General features: G+C 61.3%; 19 protein-coding genes. 12 read left to right on the top strand and 7 right to left on the bottom strand.

Annotated features, from left to right (window positions below):
- The first annotated feature begins 65 nt into the window (after positions 1-65).
- Complete coding sequence (locus D3Y59_RS03240; protein ID WP_119443749.1) at positions 66-1,853, top strand: ABC transporter ATP-binding protein; 1,788 nt, start codon at positions 66-68, stop codon at positions 1,851-1,853.
- Between the two features lie 289 nt (positions 1,854-2,142).
- On the opposite strand, the gene D3Y59_RS03235 is transcribed toward D3Y59_RS03240, so the two are convergent.
- Positions 2,143-4,137: a matrixin family metalloprotease gene (locus D3Y59_RS03235; protein ID WP_162910510.1), complete on the bottom strand. Its 1,995-nt coding sequence runs from the start codon at positions 4,135-4,137 to the stop codon at positions 2,143-2,145.
- Between the two features lie 302 nt (positions 4,138-4,439).
- Between D3Y59_RS03235 and D3Y59_RS03230 the strand changes: the two genes are divergently transcribed.
- From D3Y59_RS03230 to D3Y59_RS03215, 4 genes are all read left to right on the top strand, one after another.
- Entirely contained in the window at positions 4,440-5,327 is an 888-nt protein-coding gene (locus tag D3Y59_RS03230; RefSeq protein ID WP_119443747.1) for a M48 family metalloprotease, read from the top strand.
- A gap of 140 nt (positions 5,328-5,467) precedes the next feature.
- Positions 5,468-6,364, top strand: coding sequence for a PhzF family phenazine biosynthesis protein (locus tag D3Y59_RS03225; protein WP_119446296.1), 897 nt, complete (start codon positions 5,468-5,470; stop codon positions 6,362-6,364).
- 170 nt (positions 6,365-6,534) lie between these two features.
- Positions 6,535-7,350 carry a DNA-formamidopyrimidine glycosylase gene (gene mutM, locus D3Y59_RS03220; RefSeq protein ID WP_119443746.1) on the top strand — a complete coding sequence of 272 codons (816 nt, stop codon included), beginning with the start codon at positions 6,535-6,537 and terminating at the stop codon, positions 7,348-7,350.
- 298 nt (positions 7,351-7,648) lie between these two features.
- Entirely contained in the window at positions 7,649-8,149 is a 501-nt protein-coding gene (locus tag D3Y59_RS03215) for a lipocalin-like domain-containing protein (RefSeq protein ID WP_162910509.1), read from the top strand.
- A gap of 183 nt (positions 8,150-8,332) precedes the next feature.
- Here the strand turns inward: D3Y59_RS03215 and phhA are convergent, their stop codons facing one another.
- Both phhA and D3Y59_RS03205 read right to left on the bottom strand, forming a co-directional pair.
- A complete protein-coding gene (phhA, locus tag D3Y59_RS03210; RefSeq protein WP_119443744.1) occupies positions 8,333-9,073 on the bottom strand; it encodes a phenylalanine 4-monooxygenase in 741 nt (246 codons plus the stop codon).
- 270 nt (positions 9,074-9,343) lie between these two features.
- A complete protein-coding gene (locus D3Y59_RS03205) occupies positions 9,344-10,396 on the bottom strand; it encodes an SDR family NAD(P)-dependent oxidoreductase (protein ID WP_119443743.1) in 1,053 nt (350 codons plus the stop codon).
- A 182-nt stretch (positions 10,397-10,578) separates the two neighbouring features.
- Between D3Y59_RS03205 and D3Y59_RS18710 the strand changes: the two genes are divergently transcribed.
- Entirely contained in the window at positions 10,579-11,067 is a 489-nt protein-coding gene (locus D3Y59_RS18710; RefSeq protein ID WP_119443742.1) for a hypothetical protein, read from the top strand.
- Positions 11,068-11,296: 229 nt separating this feature from the next.
- On the opposite strand, the gene D3Y59_RS03195 is transcribed toward D3Y59_RS18710, so the two are convergent.
- Positions 11,297-12,076, bottom strand: coding sequence for a sulfite exporter TauE/SafE family protein (locus tag D3Y59_RS03195; protein ID WP_119443741.1), 780 nt, complete (start codon positions 12,074-12,076; stop codon positions 11,297-11,299).
- Positions 12,077-12,188: 112 nt separating this feature from the next.
- Between D3Y59_RS03195 and D3Y59_RS03190 the strand changes: the two genes are divergently transcribed.
- From D3Y59_RS03190 to D3Y59_RS03165, 6 genes are all read left to right on the top strand, one after another.
- Positions 12,189-13,781, top strand: coding sequence for an MDR family MFS transporter (locus D3Y59_RS03190; protein ID WP_240410493.1), 1,593 nt, complete (start codon positions 12,189-12,191; stop codon positions 13,779-13,781).
- 29 nt (positions 13,782-13,810) lie between these two features.
- Positions 13,811-14,413 carry a glycosyl-4,4'-diaponeurosporenoate acyltransferase CrtO family protein gene (locus D3Y59_RS03185; RefSeq protein WP_119443740.1) on the top strand — a complete coding sequence of 201 codons (603 nt, stop codon included), beginning with the start codon at positions 13,811-13,813 and terminating at the stop codon, positions 14,411-14,413.
- Between the two features lie 15 nt (positions 14,414-14,428).
- On the top strand, positions 14,429-14,689 hold the full coding sequence (locus D3Y59_RS03180) for a hypothetical protein (RefSeq protein WP_119443739.1): 261 nt from the start codon (positions 14,429-14,431) through the stop codon (positions 14,687-14,689).
- A 70-nt stretch (positions 14,690-14,759) separates the two neighbouring features.
- On the top strand, positions 14,760-15,803 hold the full coding sequence (locus tag D3Y59_RS03175; protein ID WP_119443738.1) for a bile acid:sodium symporter family protein: 1,044 nt from the start codon (positions 14,760-14,762) through the stop codon (positions 15,801-15,803).
- 200 nt (positions 15,804-16,003) lie between these two features.
- The gene (locus D3Y59_RS03170; RefSeq protein ID WP_119443737.1) at positions 16,004-16,456 is read left to right on the top strand and encodes an ankyrin repeat domain-containing protein; all 453 of its coding nucleotides are present in this window, start codon (positions 16,004-16,006) and stop codon (positions 16,454-16,456) included.
- Between the two features lie 126 nt (positions 16,457-16,582).
- Positions 16,583-17,113 carry a class IV adenylate cyclase gene (locus D3Y59_RS03165; RefSeq protein ID WP_119443736.1) on the top strand — a complete coding sequence of 177 codons (531 nt, stop codon included), beginning with the start codon at positions 16,583-16,585 and terminating at the stop codon, positions 17,111-17,113.
- A gap of 326 nt (positions 17,114-17,439) precedes the next feature.
- On the opposite strand, the gene D3Y59_RS03160 is transcribed toward D3Y59_RS03165, so the two are convergent.
- The 3 genes from D3Y59_RS03160 to D3Y59_RS03150 form a co-directional block, all read right to left on the bottom strand.
- Entirely contained in the window at positions 17,440-20,121 is a 2,682-nt protein-coding gene (locus tag D3Y59_RS03160; RefSeq protein WP_119443735.1) for an MGH1-like glycoside hydrolase domain-containing protein, read from the bottom strand.
- A gap of 80 nt (positions 20,122-20,201) precedes the next feature.
- On the bottom strand, positions 20,202-21,017 hold the full coding sequence (locus D3Y59_RS03155) for an SDR family oxidoreductase (protein WP_119443734.1): 816 nt from the start codon (positions 21,015-21,017) through the stop codon (positions 20,202-20,204).
- 148 nt (positions 21,018-21,165) lie between these two features.
- Positions 21,166-23,721: an FdhF/YdeP family oxidoreductase gene (locus D3Y59_RS03150; protein WP_119443733.1), complete on the bottom strand. Its 2,556-nt coding sequence runs from the start codon at positions 23,719-23,721 to the stop codon at positions 21,166-21,168.
- Between the last annotated feature and the right edge of the window lie 37 nt (positions 23,722-23,758).

The raw sequence follows: 23,758 nt of genomic DNA, 5'->3' as shown, positions 1-23,758 counted from the left end.
CCAGGCCCCGAAACTTACCGCATGCGCAGTGGTTGTTAGGCGTCTTTCCTCCTACCTTCCGCCGCATGAAACTATTGTATGGGTACTTGCGCCAGTACTGGGGCCTGCTGGCGCTGGCCTTGCTGCTGGCGGCCGTCAACCAAATTTTCTCGCTGCTCGATCCGTGGATCTTCCGGAAGGTAATCGACCAGTACGTGGTGTTGCCCGCGGGCCGCAAGCACGATTTGGGCGCCACGGGCTTTATGGAAGGCGCCGGCGTGCTGATTTTGGCGGCCATGGGCGTGGCCATGGTGTCGCGCATCGCCAAAAACTTTCAGGATTACTACGTCAACGTCATCACGCAGCGCCTAGGTGCGCAGCTGTACTCCGATGGCCTGCGGCACTCGCTCGACCTGCCGTACCAAATATTTGAGGATCAGCGCTCGGGCGAAACCCTAGGCAAGTTGCAAAAGGTGCGCACCGATGTGGAGCGGCTGATTTCGTCGTTCGTAAACGTGCTGTTTACCTCGTTGGTGGGCATCATCTTCGTGGTGGTGTACGCCATTTCGGTGTACTGGCTCATTGCTCCCATTTACTTTATCACGATTCCGGTACTGGGCATTTTGTCGTCGGTGCTCAGCAAAAAAATCAAGGTAATCCAGAAAACCATCGTGGCCGAAACCACGGCGCTGGCGGGCTCCACCACCGAGAGCCTGCGCAACATCGAGCTGGTGAAGAGCCTGGGCTTGGCGCAGCAAGAAACCAAACGCCTGAACGACACCACCGGCCGCATTTTGGCGCTGGAGCTGAAAAAAGTGCGCTACATCCGCTCCTTGGCGTTTGTGCAGGGCACGTGCGTAAACCTGCTGCGCAACGGCATTTTGCTGCTGATGCTGTACCTCGTGTTCGACGGGCGCATTACGGTGGGCGAATTCTTCTCGCTGTTCATCTACTCGTTCTTCATTTTCGGGCCTTTGCAGGAGCTGGGCAACATCATCAACATCTACCGCGAAACCGAAGCCTCGCTAGCCAATTTTCAGCAAATCCTCGACACGCCCCGCGAGGCCAAACCCGCCGCGCCTAGGTCGATTGGGCAGCTGCGCACCCTGGAGTTCGAGCAAGTACAATTCCAGCACGCATCGGCCAGCACCGCCGCGCTCGACGGCATTTCTTTCCGCGCCGAGCTGGGCCAAACCGTGGCGTTTGTGGGGCCATCGGGTTCGGGCAAAACCACCCTCGTAAAGCTGCTGGTAGGCCTGTACGCGCCCGCCCAAGGCCGCATATTGTACAACGACGTGCCCGGCACCGACCTCGACCTCGATGCCTTGCGCGAGCAAATCGGTTTCGTGACGCAGGATGCACAGCTGTTTGCCGGTACCATCCGCGACAATTTGCGCTTTGTGGCCCCGCACGCCACCGACGAGGAATGCCTGCGCGCCCTGCACCAGGCCGCTGCCGACTCGTTGCTGCGCCGCGCGCCCCTGGGCCTCGACACCGTGATTGGCGAAGGCGGCGTGAAGGTTTCGGGCGGCGAAAAGCAGCGCCTGAGCATCGCGCGGGCTCTGCTGCGCCACCCCACGCTGCTCGTGTTCGACGAGGCCACTTCGGCCCTCGACTCGCTCACCGAAGAGGAAATCAGCCGGACGGTGCGCGAGCTGTCGGCCACGCGCCAGCACCTCACCATCCTTATTGCCCACCGCCTGAGCACCATATTGCACGCCGACCACATTTTTGTGCTGGAGCGCGGGCGCGTGGTGGAGGCCGGCCGCCACGACGAGCTACTCGAAGGCAAAGGCTTGTACTACGCCATGTGGCGCCAGCAAATAGGCGAGCGGCAACGCCCCGCCGCCCCGGTTCAAAAGCAACCTGCCTAGGTGTTCAGCCCATTAATTAAGGGGTAGTTGGTGCTACCAGCTAACTAGCACGAAACGGCTTTGCCCCGGCTTGCTTCCATGTAAAAGCGGGCGCATCATGCCGGCGAGCTGCTGCGCCATTGCAGCTGTTTCGCGACCTAGGAAAACACTCTTTATTACCCACCCAAGCTGTTCGTCGCTCGTGCAGGTGCGGAATAACTAAGCACGCTGATTACTCCCGAAAACAAAGCCGAAGCCCCGCCAAGGTTCACCATGGCGGGGCTTCGGGTTTATCGAACTTCGGATGCTACTAGTGCTGCACTAGTACGCGCCGGCTCAGGGGTTTGCTGCCATCGGATTGCCATTGCAGCGTGTAGAGGCCGTTGCGCAGCTCGGCTACGGGCAGTTGGACCGAGCTGGCGCCTGCCGGCAGGCGCAGTTCTTTCACCAAACGGCCCGCCGCATCAAGCAGCACAATGCGCACGCCGGAGGTAGCCGAGGCCAACGGCCCCTGCACCTGCAGCACATCCGTTGCCGGGATCGGGAAAGCTTGCAGCTCCGCAACGGCACCCAGGCCCGCCACCACTACGGGGGCAGAAAAATGCTCCGAACCATCGGTATCCACCTGACGCAGGCGGTAGTAGCGCACCTGCCCGGTACCTAGGGCGCGCGCGTCGGTGGCCTCGTAGGTGCGGCGGATGCTGCTTTGCCCGGCGGCGCTTACGCGAGCCACCTCCTGCCAGGTAGCGGCATTGGCTTCGTCGGCGGCTTGCACAGCAAAGTAGCTGCTTTTCAGCTCGCTGGCCGTGGCCCAGTTAAGGCGCGTACCCGGCAGGGTGGGCTCGTAACGGGCCGCAAACCCAACCAGCTCCACGGGCAACGGCGCGGCCGCTTGCAGCAGCTGAATCAGGGCAAAGTCGCAAGGGTTAGGGCTTTTCAGGCTGAAATCCACGACGCTGAGGCCGCCGGCAATGTCGCTTTCAGCGCTGAGCGTGCGCGACTGCTGCCCGTTGGCAATGGCGTAGTGCATTACCGCGCCCGGCCGAATGATGTGCCCCAATTGGTGCGCGTGGCCTTGCTCGTGCAGGGCAACGCTTTCGAAATCGTATTGCGACGACGAGGGCGCCGTGGCGGCGAAGTTCCAGTTCGTGTCGTCGTTGAACGTGAAGTCGGTTTCGGCCACCGACCAATACGTAACGCCCCCCGTGGAGCAGCCGCTGTAGTACGAGGTGGTGCGGCCCAGCACGCCTGCTGGCAGCTCAGTGCCCACATCGAAGCGAATTACGTTCACCCCATCGGAGGCGGCCGTGGTGGTGGTTGCAAAGCTGCCCATCCGGCGGTTCACGCGGGTAGCGGCGGCCCAGGTACCTAGGGCACGCTCAAACGACGAACGGGCTGCCGGCCGGTCGCCAAACGTGGCGTTGTACTGAAGCGTGTAGCCGCCTTGCTTGTCTTTGTTGATGAGACGGGCGCGCGCTGGCGTACTGCCGATGTTGCTGTAGGAGAAAACAATGCTAAGACTGGTGGCGCTGGTGGCGCTGGCGCCGCCTTCGGCATACACCACAAATTTACCCGAACCGGCTCCGCCGCCGTTGGCGCTCGAGGGCACCCGCACCTCAATTTTGGTGTCCGACCACGACACGTAATCCGTGCTGTTGGCGGCTACGCGCGAGCTGCCCCCCTGGTCGGCGTTCGGAAACTCGACCCGGCCGGTGCCCCGCGTACTGCCAAAACCCGAACCTTGGATGGTAAGTACCTCCCCCGTGCCCGCCGACAAGATGGCCGGCGAAAAGCTGCTAATGGCAGGTGCCGCCGTGCCGCGCGCCACCACCGTGGGCGTGCTCAGCTCGGCGTTGCGCCGCAGTTCCTGAAAACGCCGCCCGGTAAGGCGCTCCACGGCCGGGTACAAATCGTTTTCGATGGAGTTGTAGCGCCCAAACGGCTCTGCGGCCACGTGGGTAGCGGCATCGTAGCGCACGAAGCCCTGCGGACCGGCGTACAGCCGCAGCGCGCCCGGGCGGGGCGCCGCGGGGTCGGCCTCCAGAAAAAACAGGCCTTGCTGCCCCACCTCTAGCCCGGCGGTGCCGCTTACTTCTTCGCGGCGCAAACCTAGGGAGCCACCGGGCTCGGCCAGTTGCACCCCGGCAGCCGGCACCTGCCCCCGAAACACTTTGTAAACCTCGAGTTGGCTAACGGTAAAGATGCGCCCTGCCGCGTCGGCTACGGCTTGCTGGCCCACTATGCGCGCCTCCACCACAAGCGAGGCCTCGGTGGCCCGGCGGCTCAATGCAACCGGCTCGAGCATGCAAGTCTCTTGTGCTTGAGCAGTGCCTGCGGCTGCAAGCAAGGAAAACAACAGGAAAGCGAACGGTCGGCGTTTGGTCATACGTGCTGCTTTGTACTTGTCCGGGATTATACCCCAGCAAGGTTTCCGATTGGTAGCCAACAGCTACGCGGGCAGCTTAATTCCGACGCTTAATTTTTTAAGCAGAAACAAACGAAAAACCTGGCTTGCTGCGTTATAAACAAGGCACTACACGACGCCGCTGCGGTTAAAAACTGGCAGCAAAATTGCACTACTCTGCCCAAGGCTTAAAGGACTATTTCATGAACCACAACCGCATTTTTCGCCGCCTTATTTCGGGCGTGCTCCTTGGCTGGAGCCTGCTTACGGGCGGGCAGGCCATGGCTGCTCAGCCAGCCCCGCAGCGCGATGTGCTGCGGGAAATCACGGATGTCGTGGGCCTGAAGCCGCGCTTTGAGTTGCGCGCCACTACCCAAGTTGAAAACGCCGCCGCCGTGGTGTACGGGGGCAAGCGCTTCCTGCTATACAATCCTCAGTTTGTGGGCGCCGTGAACCGCGCGGGCCGCACCGACTGGGCCGGCATCAGCATACTGGCCCACGAAATGGGCCACCACCTCAACGGCCACACCCTTAAGCCCGGCGGCTCCAACCCCGCCGACGAGCTGGAGGCCGATGAGTTTTCGGGTTTTGTGCTGCGCAAGATGGGCGCCAGCCTGGCCGAAGCGCAAACCGCCATGGCCATGGTAGCCCAGGACTACGACTCGCCCACTCACCCCGGCCGCCCCACCCGCCTTACGGCCATCGGGCGCGGTTGGCAGCAGGCCAATCAGCAAATTATGGCCAGCCTACGCGGGGCAGCACCCTCGGCGCAGCCGGTAGCCGTAGCCACCCGCGCGGCAGCCGCGCCGCGCCCAGCCGTGGTGCAACCGGCCTCGTCGGGTTTCTTGGGCAAGCTTACCTTCCGCAACAGCCCCCACGACCCGCTTTACGTAACCCGCAATCTCAACGTGGTTCGGCTCGATTCGCAGGAGCGCACGGCGGCCGTTGTGGGACGCCTTACACGCTCCACCAGCCCCGATTTCCCCTTCGTGTTGGTGGATGTGCAGCAGCGCATGCTCTATGTGAGCGCGCAGGGCGGCATCTTCAACCCCCAAGGCCAACAAATTGGCCGCCTCACCGATCCTTCCTAGGTGCGCTAAGCCAACGTTTTCAAAGCCAGCTTCTTTTCAGGAGGCTGGCTTTTTTGTTGGCGGCCCGGCCAACGCCCCGCGCCCCTAGGTTTGCTTCCCGAAGCTTATCATTGCTGTGCCCTACCCTAACTGCCCTCACCATGCCCGCATATCCGTTTTTGCTTGTCGATGCTTTCACCACGCGGCCTATGGGCGGCAACCCCTGCGCCGTGGTGCTCGATGCCGACGACCTTTCTGCCGACACCATGCAGCGGCTGGCGCGTGAGTTCAACCAGTCGGAAACTGCGTTTGTGCGCCGCTCGTCGCTGGCCGAGGTAGCCGTACGCTACTTTACGCCGGCCGAAGAAATACCCCTGGCGGGCCACCCCACCATTGCTACGGCCGCTGCGCTGGTGCACGCCGGCCGGGTTTCGCTAACCAATGGCCCGGTGTCGATGCAATTTGAGCTGCGCGATGGCCCCATCGGCGTTGACATTACGCCGCCCACACCTACGCAGCCCCTGCAGGTTACCATGACGCAGCGCCGCCCTGTGTTCGGGGCCGTGCACGATGCTGCCGCGGTAATGCCCTTGTTTGGCCTCACGCCCGACGACGTGTTGCCCGGCGCGCCCATCCAAACCGTAAGCACCGGCACGCCGCAGCTCATGGTACTGCTGCGCAACCACGAAGCACTTCGCCGCGCGCAAGCCCCTGATGCGAACACTTATAATAAGTACAGAAGCAGCAGCGACTTTTTCAGCCCGCACCTGTTTTGCCTGGGCGGGGCTACCCCGGCCGGCCGCACCTTTGCGCGCCACTTCGGCACTCCGCCCGATATTACCGAAGACCCTGTAACGGGCTCGGCTACCGGCGCTATGGCCGCGTACCTCTGGCACCACAATTACCTGCCCGGCCCCGAGTTTGTGGCCGAACAAGGCCACTGGATGAACCGCCCCGGTACCGTGCAGGTACGCGTGGTGGGCCCCCGCGAAGCCATCGAAACCGTACAGATAAGCGGCTCCGCGGCGGTATTGGTAGCGGGACAGTTAGAGCTGTGAGTTGTCGGTTGCCAGTTGCCAGTTGGTCATCCTCTGATAACTAACAACCAATAACTGGCAACTGGCAACTAACTGCGGAACGTTCTGCCAACGGCTGGGTTTATGTACCGACGAGCTTGTGCGGCGGGGCCGCGCCGCTGCAGTTGGTTAATCTTTACGCTTTGCTGTAAATGCCTGAATTACCCGAAGTCGAAACCTACCGCCGTTTTCTCGATGCGCTCGTGGTGGGCCAGCGCCTTGCTGCCGTGGAGGTACTCGATGCTCACGTGCTGGTAACCAAGGAAGCCGAGCTGCGCGCTGCCTTGGTGGGCGCCACCGTGTTGGCCACGCAGCGCTTGGGCAAGAACTGCTTTCTGGAGCTTTCGACCGGGCAAGTGCTGGTGTTGCATTTTGGCATGACGGGAGACGTAGGCGCCTACCGCGACGACCACGACCGGCCGCGCTTCACGCGCGTGGCCTTTCATCTGGCCGACGGCCTGCGCGTGGCATTCATCGATCCGCGCAAGTTTGGCCGCATTCGGGTGGCCGATAGCGTGGCCGCCTACCAACGCGAAAAGCACCTAGGGCCCGATGCCCTCGACCTTTCCCCCGAAGAGTTGACAGCAGCGTTGGGCCGCCGGAAAACTCTGGTGAAACCCGCCCTGCTCGACCAACGCCTTGCCGCTGGCTTGGGCAATTGGATTGTCGACGAAGTGTTGTTTCAGGCGGGCATTCATCCGGAGCGCATTGCGGCGTCGTTGAACGCTGCCGAGGTTAGCCGCTTGCACGCGGCCATTCAGCTGGTGTTGCGCACGGCCATCGAGCACGAAGCCAGCTACCAACGCTTCCCTCTTTCTTTTATCATACATGCCCGCGAATGGGACGCCTACCCGGTGCCCCAATCCGACGATTATAAGCGCTGCCCGGCCGACCAATCGACAATAGTAAAAAAGTATGTAGGCGGCCGGGCAACCTACTTCTGCCCCGTGTGCCAAAAAGAAACCTAGGGCGCAAGTTTACAAACCGCCTTTAACCAAAAGCTGCTTAGCGTTTTACGCTGGCAGCTTTTGTATTTTAAGGACGTAATAAAGTACAATATAAAATTGTATGGCACTTTCCGAACATAATGTTTGAATTATTGACTTTTTCCGCGAAAGTCTGAAAAACGTTTTTTAGTTTAGCATTGTCAACGGCGACAAAGGGTGCTCAAAACCCCTTGAGGCGAGAAGTTGGAAAGTGTATAGAATGCAAAAAAGCCTGAGTGTAGTTGCTCATTTTTCTTCACCAAACCCATTACCTGTTTTCATGAAGAAACTGCCCGTTTACCTGAGCTTGGCGCTGGCCCTTACTGGCCTGGCATCGTGTGAGAAAGAGTTGGAAGAAGTAGCGCAGCCCACCGCTAAAGCCGAAGCACAGGTGCAGCAGACCCCGCAGCAATTACTTGCAGCCGGACAATGGCAAATGACGGACCTTGCCACCGTATCGACACCGGCCGGTGCTGAAGCGGCCGTAACCGTAAGCATGTTTGCGCACATGAAATCCACGCTGCGCGACAACCTCACCCAGTTCACCACCGACGGCCGCTACGTGCTCGACGAGGGTGCCACCAAAGCAAACCCGCAGGTAGAGCAGCAAAAGTCTGGCTCTTACACCCTGAGCGAAGACGCCAAGACCCTCACCGTGAAGGTAGGTGATTCGGAGCGCAAGTTTGCAGTAGAAGAACTATCGGCCAACACCCTCCGCCTGAAACTAACCGAAGGCGAAGGCGCCAACGCTACCACTTACGTGAGCACTTTCGCTCACTAAGCCGAACGATTTCCCAAGTCCCGTTGGCTCCACCCAACGGGGGCGCCCGACCGCACCGCGGTCGGGCGTTTTTGTTTTTCAGGCGATTTTAACGCGTGTGTCAACCCACAACAAAAAGCCCCTAGGTGTTCGGTCACCTAGGGGCTTTTTGTTGCGAACGATTACGCCGCGGCGGGCAGACTACTACAACTCCGCTACAATGACTTCGCGCAGCTGCTGCTGCACCTGCGGCAGCGTGGCGTACAGCTGATCGAGCGACTCCAGCACGAAGTATTGGGTCTGGAATTCGTCTTTGCGAAAAGCGGTATCGAGCACGGTTGCCACGCCGAAAGGCAGGCGCGTGGGCTCGTCGCCGAGGCTGTAGCGCGTTTCGCCGGCCGACGACAAAATGCCCGCGCCGTAAATGCGCGCCTCGCCGCTGCCCGCGTCGCGAATCAGCCCGAACTCAACCGTAAACCAGTACAGGCGCGCCAGCAGCTCCACGGCGGCTGGGTCGGAGGCGTGGCGCAGGCCAATGTGGCCTAACTGGTGCAAAAAGCGGCAAAACTCGGCGTTGGTAAGCAGCGGCACGTGGCCAAACACGTCGTGGAACATGTCGGGCTCTTCCAGGTAATCGAGCTCCGAGAGCTTGCGCAACCACGTGGTGGCCGGAAACTGCTTGGCAGCCAGCATCCCGAAGAACACGGCATCGTCGACGATGCCGGGCACCGCCACCAGCTCCCAGCCCGTGAGGCGGCGCAGCACCGGGTTTACCTGCCGAAAATCGGGGATGCGGTCGGCCGTGAAGCCAATGCGCGCCAGGCCTTCCATAAACTCGGGGGCGGCGCGCCCGGGCAGGGCTTGTAACTGGCGCTCAAAGAGCAATTGCCACACTTGGCGGTCTTCGGCGGTGTACTGGTCGTAATGTTGTTGGAGGGCTTGCATGGCACCTAGGGTTTGAAGTGGGGTAAAAACAAAAAGCCCCCGTCCGGCTATCGGACGGGGGCGGTATGAAGCGGTTTCGCGGAGACGTTACAAGGTCTGCTCGGATGCCGTCGTACATACACGACCGTTGCCGAAGCCGGTGGGCTGGCAGGTCGGGTAATAATAATAGTATGACTGGCTGAACAGGTGCATGCGGTAAAGATGGGAAGAGTTTCGATAGCTCGGTACGCCGGCCCGGCTTTTTTTTACGAAGCCGGCCCCACCTAGGGTTTAGGCAGGGTACGGCGAGTGGTTGTTGCGCTCGTTGTTTTCGCGCTCGGCTTTGCGCGTGAGCGTGGTCAGCCACGAGCGGGTAACGGCCGATTCGCTTTCGAAGCCGCGGCGCCGCTCGTTGCCCTCCTCTCCGGTGGGCCCGGGCAGGGTGCGGTTGGCCATGCTGAGCACGTTGGCTACGGTGCCGGGCGCAATGCCGTGCAGCAACGAAATGAGTTTGGCCGGCATGCCCAGGATCAGCTCCGCATCGCCGCGGCGGGCGGCGTTCCAGATTTGCCGGGCGGCGTAGCCGGCGCTAACGGTGAGCACCGGCAGCGAGTCGGCCACCATAAACCACGCAAACTCGAGCAAGTGCTGCCCCTTCACGATGGCTTGGCGCGGCGAGCCGGTGCGCATCAGGCCGGGGCACACGGTGGTAACGTATACGCCGTAGCGCAGCAACTCGGCCCGAAAGCCTTCGGACAAGCCCACCAGCGCAAACTTGCTGGCGCAATACGGGGCCAGGTGCGGCACGGCTACCTTGCCGCCCACCGAGGCAACGTTGATGATGCGCCCCTCGCGGCGGCGTTTCATGTCGGGCAGCACGGCGTACATGGCGTGCAGCGCGGCCCAAAAGTGGATGTCCATCGACTCCTGGTAGTCGCGCACGTCCATGTGCTCCAAGGGGCCGCCCGTGATGATGCCCGCGTTATTGATGAGCACATCAATAGGGCCCAGTTCGTTGCGCACTTCGGCTACCATGGTGCGCACCTCGGTTTCGTCGCTGAGGTCGCGCGACAACGCCAGGATTTCGGTGCCTTCGGCCAGCAGCTCTTTGCGGGCGCGCTCCAGCTCGTCGGGGTCGCGGGCGCAAATGGCCACCCGGGCGCCTTCGGCGGCGGCCTGCCGTGCCAGCACCAGCCCAAGGCCGCGCGAGCCGCCCGTAATCAGCACTACTTTGCCGCGCAAATCATATGATCCGCGGCGGTTGGCCCATAGGGCAGCGGCGGCCACGGCGGCACCTATGCCGACGGCTTTTAGCCACGTATTGCGAGAGGATGGTTGCTTCATGCCTCCTTCTATTGCCAACCGGCGCCAAAGGTTACAGGCACCTAGGGCAATTGCCAAACTTGCGCGGGCCCGGGAATAATTACGGCGCGTGCGGCGTTCAGCTGCTAATAGAACTCTGGCACGCTATTTTCGCAGTGCCGAGCGCCTGCGCCATGCGTTGGCCACTTTGCCTACCGAACAAGATGAACATCCCGAAGAAATCGATTTTGCTGACCGCCGCGCTGCTGGCTACCGCGCCCGCCGCCTGGGCCCAAACGGCCGCCACCAAGCCCAAACCGGCCGATGCCACCGCCAAAACCCGCGGCACCGCTGCTCCCGCCGCCAAGCCCGACGAAGCCAAGATTGAAGCGCAAGCCAACGGCCTTACGCAAAGCCTGAAACAAGCATTGGCCCTTAGCCCGCAGCAGGAAGAAAAAGTGCGCCAGATAAACATCCGCAGCGTGCGGCAAGTGGAGGAAGCCCGCATCCGGCACCGCGCCGACTTGCGCAAGCTCAACGTGATAATCGAAGACATTGGCCAATCGCGCATGGCCGCGCTGAAGGACGTGCTCACGGCTGCCCAGTTCGACAAGTACCAGAAAGCCCGCGAGAAGAAAATGGGTGTGCCGAGCGTGCAGGGCAACCAAGGCAATGCCGTACCCGGCCTGCCGCCCGGCCGCGGCGAGGAGTAACCCAGGTACAGCAAGGCAAACCGGCCCGCCCCACCAATTGGTGGGGCGGGCCGGTTTTTTGGTTGAAGCGCGGACTGTGGCAACGCCGACCTTCGGTTGTAGTCCGCAGCCCCCAGATACATTTCTCTGATAATCGACCTAGGTAGCAGAAGCTACTATCCGGGGACGCGGACCACAACCGAAGGTCGGCGTAGCCAAAGTCCGCGCTACACCGCGCTGCATCCCTAGGTCAGAAATGCAGCCCGAACGTATCGGCGCCGAGCTTGAGAATGATGCCGCCGACCACCACTAGGAAAAGCACCCGCACAAAGCCTACCCCTTGCTTGAGCGCCGTACGGGCACCTAGGCTGGAGCCCAGCATGTTGCAGGCGGCCATGGGCAGGGCCACTTGCCACAGAATATGCCCGGTGTAGGCGAAATAAGCCAGGGCCGTGAGGTTAGTAGCCACGTTCACCACCTTGGCCGAGGCCGACGCGCTCAGGAAGTTGTAGCCAAAAACTCCGACGAAGGCGAACAGCAGAAAGCTGCCGGTACCGGGCCCGAAAAACCCGTCGTAAAACCCAATTAGCACGCCGATGAGCACGCCGTAGTATGGCTCGCGGCTTTCGGGAAGGCGCGGCGCATGAATGGAGCCGAAATCTTTGCGCCAGAAGGTGTAGATGGCAATAACTACCAGCAAGCCCAGCACCAGCGGCCGCAGCAGCTCCGAGGGCAGCAGCGACACCACCCGCGCCCCCAGAAACGAAAACACCCCAGCCGCAACGGCCGCCGCCCCTACTGCCTGCCACCGAATGGGCACTTGGCCCGCGTAGCGCCGCAGCGCCGCCGCCGTACCGGCCACCGACGACACCTTGCCCGTGCCGAGCACCGTGGGCACCGGCACGCCCTTGAGCAGCAGCAACATGGCGGGTAGCTGAATCAGCCCGCCGCCGCCCACAATCGAGTCAACAAAACCAGCCAGAAAAGCAAAGGCACAAAGCAGCGCCAGCGTAGCGTCGAGGTGTTCCATAAAAGGCCGTAAAGATAGCCGGTGTGTCGGGCCGATTATGCTTCTTAGCGGTCGTTGTAGCACTCCCACCTGGGTATTTTACGTATGCCAGGCTTCAGCAACCCCACGCCCAATGCACCACCCGCTTACGCACCGCGACCGAATGCTTACCCTGGCCGGCGTCCTGATTGCCATGTTTTTGGGCGCCCTCGATCAAACCATCGTGTCGACGGCGCTGCCTCGCATTGTGGCCGATTTGCAGGGGCTGGAGCGGTTTACGTGGGTGGCCACGGCCTACCTAGCTGCCAGCACGGCGCTGGTGCCTATTTATGGCAAACTGGCCGATACGTTTCCGCGGCGCAACATCGAGATTGTGGCCGTATCGGTGTTTTTGCTCGGCTCGGCGCTGTGCGGGTTGGCCGGGGAGTTTGGCCCGCTGCCGTTGCTCGGCGACGGCATGAGCCAGCTGATTTTTTTCCGGGTGGTGCAGGGATTTGGCGGCGCGGGGCTGTTTGCCCTGGCTTTCATCATCATCGCCGATTTGTTTCCGCCGGCCGAGCGCGGGCGGTACCAAGGCTACGTGGGCGCGGTGTTCGGCATTTCATCGGTGCTGGGTCCTTTTTTAGGCGGCCTGCTCACCGACCTAGGCGACAACCTGTTGCCCGGCGTGGCTGGCTGGCGGCTGGTGTTTTACGTGAACCTGCCCCTAGGTGCCGTGGCCCTGTGGTTTATCCTGAAAAACATGCCCAAGCTGCCCCCCACCGGCGCCAGCACCCGCCTCGATATTTCAGCTGCCTTGCTGCTGATTGGCGGAGTAGGCGGGCTTATTGTGGCCTTGCAGCTCAACAAAGCAACGTACCCGTGGGCCTCGGCCACCACGCTGGGCTTGCTGGGCGCGGCGTCCCTGCTATTGGCCACATTTGTGCTGCGCTCGGTGCGCTCCGAACACCCCATTCTGGATTTCGGCCTGTTTGGCAACCCGGTGTTCCGCTCGGCCAACGCAGCGTTGTTTCTGCTGGGCGGCACCTTCCTGAGCATCATCATTTTCGAGCCGCTGTTTATGGTAAACGTGCTGGGCACCTCGGCTACGCGCGCGGGCATGAGCCTGATTCCGCTGTCCCTAGGTGTGGTAACGGGCTCCAACGTGGCCGGGCAAATGGTATCGAGGCGGGGCGGCCAGTACAAACGCTGGATGCTGGCCGGCGGCGCCTTGCTTTTGGTAGGCCTCTGGCTGATGACGACGCTCTCGGCCAGTACCACTTACTGGCAAGTGCTGCTCTACGTGTTTGTGTGCGGCGTGGGCGTGGGGCCCAGCATGCCGCTTTACACCCTGGCGGTGCAAAACGCTACCGAGCCGCGCCTGATTGGGCAAGCCACTTCGGCCAGCCAGTTTTTTAGGCAAATTGGGGGCGTGGTGGCAGCGGCATTGCTGGGCACCGTGCTTACCCTGCAACTGGCCCAAACGCTGCCCACCCAAGCCGCAGCAACCAGCCGAACTTCGCCCAAGCAGGTTGTAGTGAGCGAAGGCCCGGCCCTGCCCGCCGTTGCGGCCCCTGCGGGCGGCCAACTGGCGCCGGAGGTGCGGAAGGCGTTTGTCGTGGCTATCAACAATATTTACCGCATCACCATGGGGTTGGTGGTGTTGGGCCTTGGCGCTACCCTGCTGATTCCGGAGCTGCCGCTGCGCAAAACCAACGCCCCAGCGGCCCCGGTGCTGGCCGAATAAGCCCACGCCGTGGCGTATCCTTCCGACACATGAGCAAGCTTGGCAAATCCGTGTTTTACCTGTGCGTTTCGGGCGTGTTGCTGCTCTCGCTCTGGAGCCTGCTCAAGGCCTTGCTGCACCACCCGGGGCAGCCCTCGGTAGGCGCTGCGTTTTGGCTGGGCGGGTTTGCGTGCACCACGGCAGTGGCGGGGGTGTTTGGCATGCTGGGCCTGGCCGTGCCGCTGCACCGCCTGCCGGGGCCGGGCTTTTATAACGCGGTAAATCACGGCACCATCAGCCGGCTTTACCGCACCCTGCGCGTTGAGTGGCTGCGCCGCTTGTTGTGCTGGGCCCATTACCACAAGCCGCGGCACCGGCAGGCGTTTTACGGGGGCGGCCGGGCCCAGCTGCACGTATTGCTCGACAATACCCAAGGCGCCGAAATGTGTCACCTACTGGCCTTAATAGCCCAATTGCTGCTGCTGCCGTACTTTCTGCACCTAGGCCGCTACGATTTGGCCGCCGGCGCCACAGTGGGCAACTTGTTCGGCAATTTTTACCCCATCGTGCTGCAGCGCCACCACCGTGCCCGCCTGCACCGGCTGGGCCTGCGGGCGCAACCCGGCGCGGTGCAGCTCTATCCTTCGCTTTAGCATTTGTTACTCCGTATGGCCTTTTCCTCTGCCTCCCGCACGCGCTACCTCTACTGGCTTGCTGCCGGCGCCATTGCCGTTTCGCTGATCCTGAATTTGCAAGGCGGCACCACGTGGCCGCGCATTGCAAGCTCCGTGGCCTTGTTCACGGGTTTTGCCCTTATGGGCCTCTACCCCACCTACAGCCGCCCCAAATGGGCCAGCTTACTTATTCTGGCCATGCTGGCGGTGGCCATTGTGCTGCTGATTTTGCGCGTAACCGGGCAGTTGGTATAGGGGCAGCTGGCAGCGGTTTGCCTAGGTTCTGCGTAAGCTTGCAGCGCCCGGCACTTACCGGTTATTCGCTATGCCCTCTGCCCCTGCTTCCGCTAGCCCGCCAACCCGCTCAGGCACGCTTCTCAGCCGCATCGGCCTCGATTGGTTTTTCTTCGGGCTGATTGGCGTGGTGGTGCTGGCCTACCTGGCGCCCGGCATCGGCAGCAACAGCAGCCCGGTGCCGTGGCGGCGCGTTACCACCCTAGGTGTAGCGGCTATTTTCTTTCTGTATGGCCTGCGCCTCAGCCCCGAAAAACTGAAGGCCGGCATGCGCAACTGGCGCCTCCATGCGGTAGTGCAGCTTATCACGTTCGGGGTGTTTCCGCTGCTGGCGCTGGCCGTGCGCCCGTGGTTTGGCGGCGAGGCCGGCCAAACGTTATGGGCCAGCGTGTTTTACCTCTGTACGTTGCCCAGCACGGTGTCCACTTCGGTGGTAATGGTGAGCATCGCAGGCGGCAATTTGCCGGGGGCCATTTTCAACGCCAGCATCTCCAGCTTGCTGGGCATTATGCTTACGCCGCTGTGGGTAAGCGCGGTGCTGCATACCGGCGCCACGGGCGGCCCAAACCTAGGGGGCATGGCAGCCGATTTGGGCCTGCAGGTGTTGCTGCCCGTGGTGCTGGGCGTGCTGCTGCACGGCCGCTTCGGGGCTTGGGCCGAGCGCCACAAGCAGGGCCTGCGGCTGTTCGATCAGAGCATCATCCTGCTGATGGTGTATACGTCGTTTTGCGAGTCGTTTGCCGAAAACGTGTTCCGCCACATTCGCCCCACCGACCTGCTGCTGCTGGCCCTAGCCATGGTGGCGCTGTTTGCCGTGGTGTACGCCGTCATCATCGGCCTGAGCAAGCTGCTTGGCTTTTCGGCCGAAGACCAGGTTACCGCCTTGTTTTGCGGCTCCAAAAAATCGTTGGTGCACGGTACCGTTATGGCCAAGGTGCTGTTTGCGGGCACGGCCGCTACGGGCGTGCTGCTGCTGCCCACCATGCTTTACCACGCGCTGCAAATTTTGCTGGCCAGCGTAATTGCCCAAGCCATTGGCCGGCGCATGGCCGCCCGCAGGGCCTCCGGCACCTAGGGTTTTTCGCAGGGAGCAGGCCGCGGTAATTAGGCTGCACCCTGTTTGCTTGTTGCCGGCTCGCGCAACCAGAGCGCAAGCCGGGCTGCTTTTTTTAGCTGAAGCACCGGCGGTTAAACGCCTGTTGCAAATAAGGAATTGTGCTGTTGCGCAGAAGTAGTATTTTTACGGCTTCCGCCGCCCCACTCCACCTTATTGCAATGAAAAAACTACTGCTCTTTTTTGGCCTGCTGCTAGGCGTGGTGTTTACAAGCGCCGCCCAGGCCCCCAACAAGGATTTGTTTAAGGCAGTGATGAAAAACGACGCTGCCGCCGTGGAAACCCTGCTGAAAGGCGGCGCCGATGCCAACGCGGCCATCGAGGTAATGCCCGGCTTCAAAACCACGTACCTGATTACGGCCGTCACCAACGGCAATTTGGATATTGTAAAGAAGCTCGTGCAATATAAGGCGCAAGTAAACGCCAAAGACGCCGGTCAGGAAACCGCCCTGATGGCTGCCGCCGCCAAAGGCGACAAAGCCATGGTGGAGTTTCTGCTGGCCAGCGGCGCCGATCCCAAAGCCACCGACAGCCAAGGCAACACGGCCCTGAACGCGGCCAAAACCGGCGGCAACAAAGACGTTATCAGCCTGATCGAGCAGAAATCGAAGTAGCACCACCTTACTTCCTGCTGATAAAACGGCCGGGCTATCAGCCCGGCCGTTTTGTTTTTAGCTTTACCCGCAGCGCTTCGGGCCGATTTACCTAAGCGCTAGCCTTGGGTTAACCCCTCCCAACAAATGTGCAGTCATGAGCTCACCCATTACCAGGATTTCTCAGCCAAGGCCCGCTGCCCCGACGCAGCTTCTGTTGCGGAGAGGCTTGGCCACCTAGGGGCACACTTTATCGGTACCGACCACCAGCGCGACACATACTACGCCACTTCGCGCGGCAAGCTCAAGCTGCGCGAAGGCAACATCGAGCACATCCTGATCCACTACGAGCGCCTTCCCGACGAACACGGCCTCGAACGCACCCAAGTGTACCGCTACGACCAGCACCCTACGCCGGAGTTGCTGGCTCAGGTACTTGGCGGCCGCCCCGTACTAGGTGTCGTCGAGAAAACGCGCCGCATCTACCGTTTGGGGCACATCAAAATTCACCTCGATTTCTTTGCTACCGGCGAGCAGTTTTTGGAGGTGGAAGTACAAGACCACCTAGGGCAGCGGAACCTGCAGGAGCTTCAGGCCGAATGCCTCGGGTTCTTGAATCAGCTGGGTGTTGCGCCCAGCGAGTTACTGAATAACGGCTACTTACCGCCGCAGCTTTAGGCGCCGGCCGCCGAATAAGGATTGCTTTTGTAGCTATTATACAAGCTGATCCAAGTTCCACTACGCAATTCGCATGGCGCGCTTCTTACTTGAGCTTAATTACTGGCATCTGTTTTTACTAAGCTTTATTTGTCGTCCACTGTCACAAAGATTGTAGCCGACTTTCTGCTGCTGTGGTTATTTCCGGCGGGCATTTGGCTGATTCAGCCGCGCTTAAACAAGCTAATGCAAACCGAGCGGTAACAACGCCACGCCCCAAAACCGAAGCCCGCCCAGGTATCAAGGCGGGCTTCGGTTTTGGGGGGCTAACAAATGCTGAAAGCAAGCTAGCCACCTAGGGCTCCTTTGGCCACGGAGGGCTGGTGGGTTTGGGTGGTTTCAGGCGAAGGATCCATTTGCAGCAGGCGCGCAATTAGGCCCGTCCAGCCGGTTTGGTGGCTGGCACCTAGGCCGTGGCCGTCGTCGCCGTGGAAGTACTCGTGGAAAAGCAGGTAATCGCGGAAGTGCGGGTCGTGCTGCAGCAACTCGGAGTTGCCGAGGGCGGGACGGCAGCCGTTTTCGTCGCGCCGGAAAAGCTTGTTCAGCCGTCCGGCCAGCGCTGTGGCCACTTCGAGCAGGTTGTGGAGTTGCCCCGAGCCGGTGGGATATTCCACCCGAAACTCCTTGCCGTAGTAAAAGTGGAAGCGTTGCAACGACTCGATAATGAGGTAGTTGATAGGAAACCAGATGGGCCCGCGCCAATTGGAGTTGCCGCCAAACAAGTCCGATTCCGACTCGCCCGGCACGTACGTCACGGTGAAGTCGGCCTCGAGCGTGCGGAACACGTAGGGGTTGTCGCGGTGGCAGCACGAAAGGGCCCGGATACCGTATTCCGACAAAAACTCCGTTTCGTCGAGCATGCGTTCGAGCAGCTTTTTCATGCGGTGACCCCGCAGCAGCGACAACAGGTGCCGTTCGCCTTTGCCCGGCTCTTGCCACCTAGAGACCAACTCGGCCAGGTGCGGGCGGTTGTCGAACATCCAGCGCAGGCGGCGCGTGAAATCGGGCATGGCCTCGAGCAGTTCCTCGTCGAGCACCTCCACGGCAAACAGCGGAATCAAGCCCACGATGGAGCGTACTTTCAGCTTGGTACGCTGGCCGTCGGGCAGGTGCAGCACGTCGTAGAAGAACTCGTCGTCCTCGTCCCAGAGGTTAAAGCTACCGTCGCCGGCCTTGGTCATGGCCTCGGCGATGTAGAGGAAGTGCTCGAAGAATTTGCTGGCAATATCCTGGTACACGGGGTTGGTTTTGGCCAACTCCAGCGCAATGCGCATCAGGTTAAGCGCGTACATGGCCATCCAAGAGGTGCCATCGGCCTGCTCGATGTAGCCGCCGGTGGGCAGCGGGGCCGAGCGGTCGAACACGCCGATGTTATCCAGCCCCAGGAAGCCGCCCTCGAAGATGTTGTGGTTGTTGCGGTCTTTGCGGTTTACCCACCACGTAAAGTTGAGCGTGAGGCGGTGAAACACCGACTCGAGGAAGTGCAGGTCGCCCACGCCGCCGTTCTGCTTCTTGTCCATCTTGTACACGCGCCAAGTGGCCCAGGCGTGCACGGGCGGGTTCACGTCGCTCAGGTTCCACTCGTAGGCAGGCAGCTGGCCGTTGGGGTGCATGTACCAGTCGCGGGTGAGCAGGCGCAGCTGGCCTTTGGCAAAGTACGGGTCGACCATAGCCAAGGGCACGCAGTGGAAGGCCAAATCCCAGGCGGCGTACCACGGGTACTCCCACTTGTCGGGCATCGAGATGATGTCGGCATTGTAGAGGTGGCGCCAGTTGTTGTTGCGGCCGTTGCGGCGCTCGGCGGGCGGGGCCAGCATGGCGGGGTCGCCCTCGAGCCATTGGGCTACGTCGTAGTAGTAAAACTGCTTGCTCCAGAGCATGCCGGCCAGGGCTTGGCGCTGAATGTTTTGGGCGTCGGCATCGGGCAGTTTTTCTTGCAGCTCAGCGTAAAAGGCGTCGGCTTCGCGCAGGCGCGCTGCTACCACTTCGGCAAAATCGGCAAAGGGCTGCGGGTGTTCGGTTGTGCTGAGGCGCAGCCGCACGGTATGCGCTTTCCCCGGCCCTACCGTAGTGCGGTAGTGGGCGGCTACTTTGGTGCCTTGGCGGGCAGGGTTTACGGCCTCGGCGTTGCCATCTATCACGTAGTCGTTGATGCCGTCTTTGAAGTACAGCTCGGTGGCCTCCAAGTCGTAGAGGCGGGCGCCGTTGGTGTCGTTGTCGCAAAACAGCAGTTCGGGCGCTTCGTCGCAGTACAGCCAGTAGGTTCCCAGCTCCTTGTGGTCGATTTGCACCACGCCGGGCGCGGCTTGGCGCATGGCGGGGCGGTAATCGTCGGTGCCCCAGGCCCAGGTGTTCCGAAACCACACTTGCGGCAGCAAGCGCAAGGGCGCCGCCTCGGGGCCGCGGTTGTGGGCGGTAACCTGTATGAGGATGTCGTCGGGGCCGGCTTTGGCGTACTCGATGAACACATCGAAGTAGCGGCCTTCGTCGAAGATGCCGGTGTCGTGCAGCTCGTATTCGGGCTCGTGGCGGGTGCGGCGGGCGTTTTCCTCAACCAGCTCCACGTACGGATACTCCTGCTGCGGATACTTGTACAGCATCTTCATGTAGGAGTGCGAGGGCGTGTTGTCGAGGTAGTAATAACTCTCCTTCACGTCTTCGCCGTGGTTGCCTTGCCCGTTGGTGAGGCCAAACAGCCGCTCCTTCAAAATGCCATCCTGCTCGTTCCAGAGCGCCACCGAAAAGCACAGCAGCTGGCGGTGGTCCGAAATGCCGCCGATGCCCTCTTCGCCCCAGCGGTAGGCGTAGCTGCGGGCCATGTCGTGGGTAATGTGGTCCCAGGCGTTGCCTTCGGCACTATAATCTTCGCGTACGGTGCCCCACTGGCGTTCGGTTAGGTATGGTCCAAACCGCTGCCAGTGCGCCGTTTGCGCTTTGGTATCGGCCAAACGTAGTTGTTCCTGCGTCATGTAAGTAGTCGCAAAGTATATCCGCGCAAGGGCGGGTATGATGAGGGATGCGGCCCGCGGCCGCCTATGCCCTAGGTGCCTTACCCGTTGCCAATAAAGCCGGGGTACAAGGTCATGCCGCCATCCACGTACAGGGTAGTTCCGTGTACGTAATCGGCTTCGTCGGATGCCAGCCAAACGGCCACTTTTCCAATGTCTTCCGTCTCGCCGATGCGGCCGTACGGAATCAGTTTGAGCAGCCGGTCGGCCGCTTCGGGGGTTTCCCAGGCCTCTTGGTTGATAGGGGTTTTAATAGCGCCCGGCGCAATGCTGTTGACCCGGATTTTGTAGTGGGCCAGTTCCTGCGCCATCGACTTCATCAGCAGCATCAGCCCACCCTTGGAGGCGGCGTAGTTTGCGTGCCCGGCCCATGGAATGGTTTCGTGCACCGAGCTCATGCAAATGATTTTGCCGGCGGCTTTGGACAAGCGCGGCTCGATGCCACGCCGAATAAACTCGCGGGCGGCCTCGCGGGCGCACAAAAACTGTCCGGTCAGGTTTACGTCGATAACCTGTTGCCACTGCTCCAGGGTCATGTCAATCAACGGAGCATCTTGCTGAATGCCCGAGTTGCTGACCAGGATGTGGACCGTACCAAAGTGCTCTTTGGCTTGCCGGAACATGGCCTGCACCTCGTCTTCCTTGCTTACATCGGCCTCAATGGCTACGGCCTGGCTGCCACCCCGCCGAATTTGCTCCACCACTTGTTGGGCGGCCGCGGCATCGGAGCGGTAGTTTACTACCACCGAGGCTCCCGCCGCCCCCATGGCCAGCGCCACACCTAGGCCAATGCCCGAGCTGGCGCCGGTAATCAGCGCCACCTGGCCGGCCAGGCGTTTTGCAGAAGTATCAGACATAATTGGGTAACTGTTTCGCAGAACTCATCAGTTGTGGCGGCAACCACATGCCCCTACTGATTTTTCGGCCAAACAGTTACCAAGGCGCTTGGGCCGTGGCAACGTGCAAACGGTTGCATAATACCTTGCTGCTGAAGTAAATCGCCTCTTAGGCAATAGTTGCCAGCTTTTCGGGTTGGGTGGTTCCTTCGGGCAACATTTCGGGCAGGGGCGCAACCGTAACTACCACCCACTTGGAGGTAGGCTGGTTGCTGACATCGGCCACGCTGGCCACCGGCACCAGCACGTTCATCTCGGGGAAGTAGGCCGCGCAGTTGCCCCGCGGAATGTCGTAAGGCACGGCCACAAAGCGCTCGGCCATGCGCTGCTGCCCCTCGAAGTGGCTGGTGATGTTGACGAGCTGCCGTGCCCGTATGCCGCGCGCAGCCATGTCATCGGGGTTCAGGAAGATGACGCGCCGCTCGCCGTGGATGCCGCGGTACCGGTCGTTGTAATCGTAAATCTGGGTGTTGAACTGATCGTGGCTGCGCAAGCTCATCAGCACCAGCTGGTCGGGCGCTACGGTGTGCTTTTTGAACTGGGTAACGGTGAAGTTGGCCTTGCCGTTGGTGGTCGTAAACTTCCGCTCCCTAGGTCCGTTGGGCAGGTAAAAGCCGCCGGGGTGCCGCACCTTGGCATTGAAGTTCTCGAAGCCCGGAATCACGCGGGCAATATGGTCGCGGATGACGTCGTAGTTTTCCGTCATGGCTACCCAATCCGTTTTGGTGCGGTTGCCGAGGGTGGCAATGGCCATGCCACATACTATAGCCACTTCGCTCAGCACCCCCGGCCCGATGGGCTTCAGTATGCCCTTCGACATGCTCACCACGCCCATGGAGTTTTCGCAGGAGGTAAATTGCTGGCCCGCACGCTGTATATCTACCTCGGAGCGCACCAAGCAAGGCAGCAGCAGCGAGGTGCGGCCCGTAACCAAGTGCCCGCGGTTGAGCTTGGGCGCCACAAACACCGTGAGGTCCAGCTGGCGCATGCCTTCGGCAATAAACTCGGTATCGGCCATGGCCGAGAGATAGTTACCGCCCATGCTGATGAAAGCCTTGATGCGGCCGTCGTGCATGGCCTTGGCGGTTTCTACCGAATCGAGCCCGTGCTCGTAGGGCGGTGTAAAGCTGAACTCCTTACCTAGGGCATCCACAAACTCTTTGCGAGGCCGTTCCCAAATGCCCATGGTCCGGTCGCCTTGCACGTTGCTGTGGCCGCGCACGGGGCACAGACCGGCACCGGGTATGCCCACGGCGCCCTTCAGCAGGTGCAGGTTCACGATTTCGCCGATGCTGTACACAGCGTTCTTCTGCTGCGTGAGGCCCATGGCCCAGCAGGTGATGATTCGCTTTTTGGGCGCAAGCATATTGGCCGCTTCGCGCAGCTGCTCGCGCGCAATGCCGCTTACTTCCTCGATATCTTCCCAAGAGGTGTTGCGCAGCTCCTGCAAAAACTCATCGTAGTGCGCGGTGTACTGCTGGATGAAAGCGTGGTCGAGCACCATACCGAGGTTTAGCTTCTCGGCCTCGAGCAGGTGCTTCATGATGCCGCGCAGCACGGCCATGTCGCCGTTTACCTTCACTTGCAGCCACAGGTCGGTTATGGGGGTACCGTCGCCAAGCAAGGCACCTAGGGCCCGCAGCGGGTTCATAAAGTCCTGCGGGTTTTTGAAGTGGTTGAGGCCGGCTTCCATCAGCGGGTTGATGCTGATGATTTGGGCACCGTTGCGCTTGGCTTGCTGCAGGGCCGTGAGCATGCGCGGGTGGTTGGTGCCCGGGTTCTGCCCCATGATGATGATGACCTCGGCCTCGTAGAAGTCGTTGAGCGTAACGGAGCCTTTGCCCAAGCCCACCGTGTTGGTGAGGGTCGTGCCGCTGCTCTCATGGCACATGTTGGAGCAGTCGGGCAGGTTGTTGGTGCCGAACTCACGCACGAACAGCTGGTAAGCAAAAGCCGGCTCGTTGGGCACTTTGCCCGAGGTATAGAACGCGGCTTCATCGGGCGAGTGCAGCGCGTTCAGCTCGTCGGCTACCAGCTGAAAGGCTTCGGGCCAGGAGATTTGCCGGTAGTGCGTATCGCCGGGGCGCTTTGCCAAAGGGTGCGTAATGCGGCCGGCGTTGTTCAGGTCGCGGTCGGTAAAGCGCGAGAGGTCGGCTAGGCTGTGCCGGGCAAAAAACTCGGGGCCTATGGTGCGGTGGTCGGTATCGGAAGCGGTGGCCTTGGCTCCGTTCTCGCAAAATTCGGCCACCGAGCGGTGGTCGTCGGGGTCGGGCCAGGCGCAGCTCGAGCAGTCGAACCCGTCTTTCTGGTTTAGCTTCAGCAAGGCTTGCGTGCCGCGCGCCAAGCCCGCCTCTCCCCACGAAAACTGCATGGATTTGATAACGGCCGTGATGCCGGCGGCTACTTTGCTGGGCTCGGTGAGCGTGAGGCCGGTAAAGGCTTCGGGTGGTTGGGCCAGCACCGGGTGGTTGTGCTTGGCACTTAGGGTATCGGGCGCGTGCATGGGGCGGGTACCGGCGTTGGGCTTGCCGCCGTTGTCGTAGTGGTCGTTGGTGGGCGCGGTGCCTTGATCGGGGCGCTGCCCGCTCACCGGTACGTTGTTGCTGGCGGTTTGCTCGGGCGTTTTGCCAGCTTTATCGGGCTCCTGCGCGGGTGATTTTTCCATGGCTCAAGTAACCCGCAGCCAAGGTGGCACCTAGGAG

The sequence above is a fragment of the Hymenobacter oligotrophus genome (assembly GCF_003574965.1).
GTDB classification, from domain to species: domain Bacteria; phylum Bacteroidota; class Bacteroidia; order Cytophagales; family Hymenobacteraceae; genus Solirubrum; species Solirubrum oligotrophum.
The sequence above is the reverse complement of the archived record's forward strand: the minus strand, read 5'-3'. Positions and strand labels throughout refer to the sequence as shown.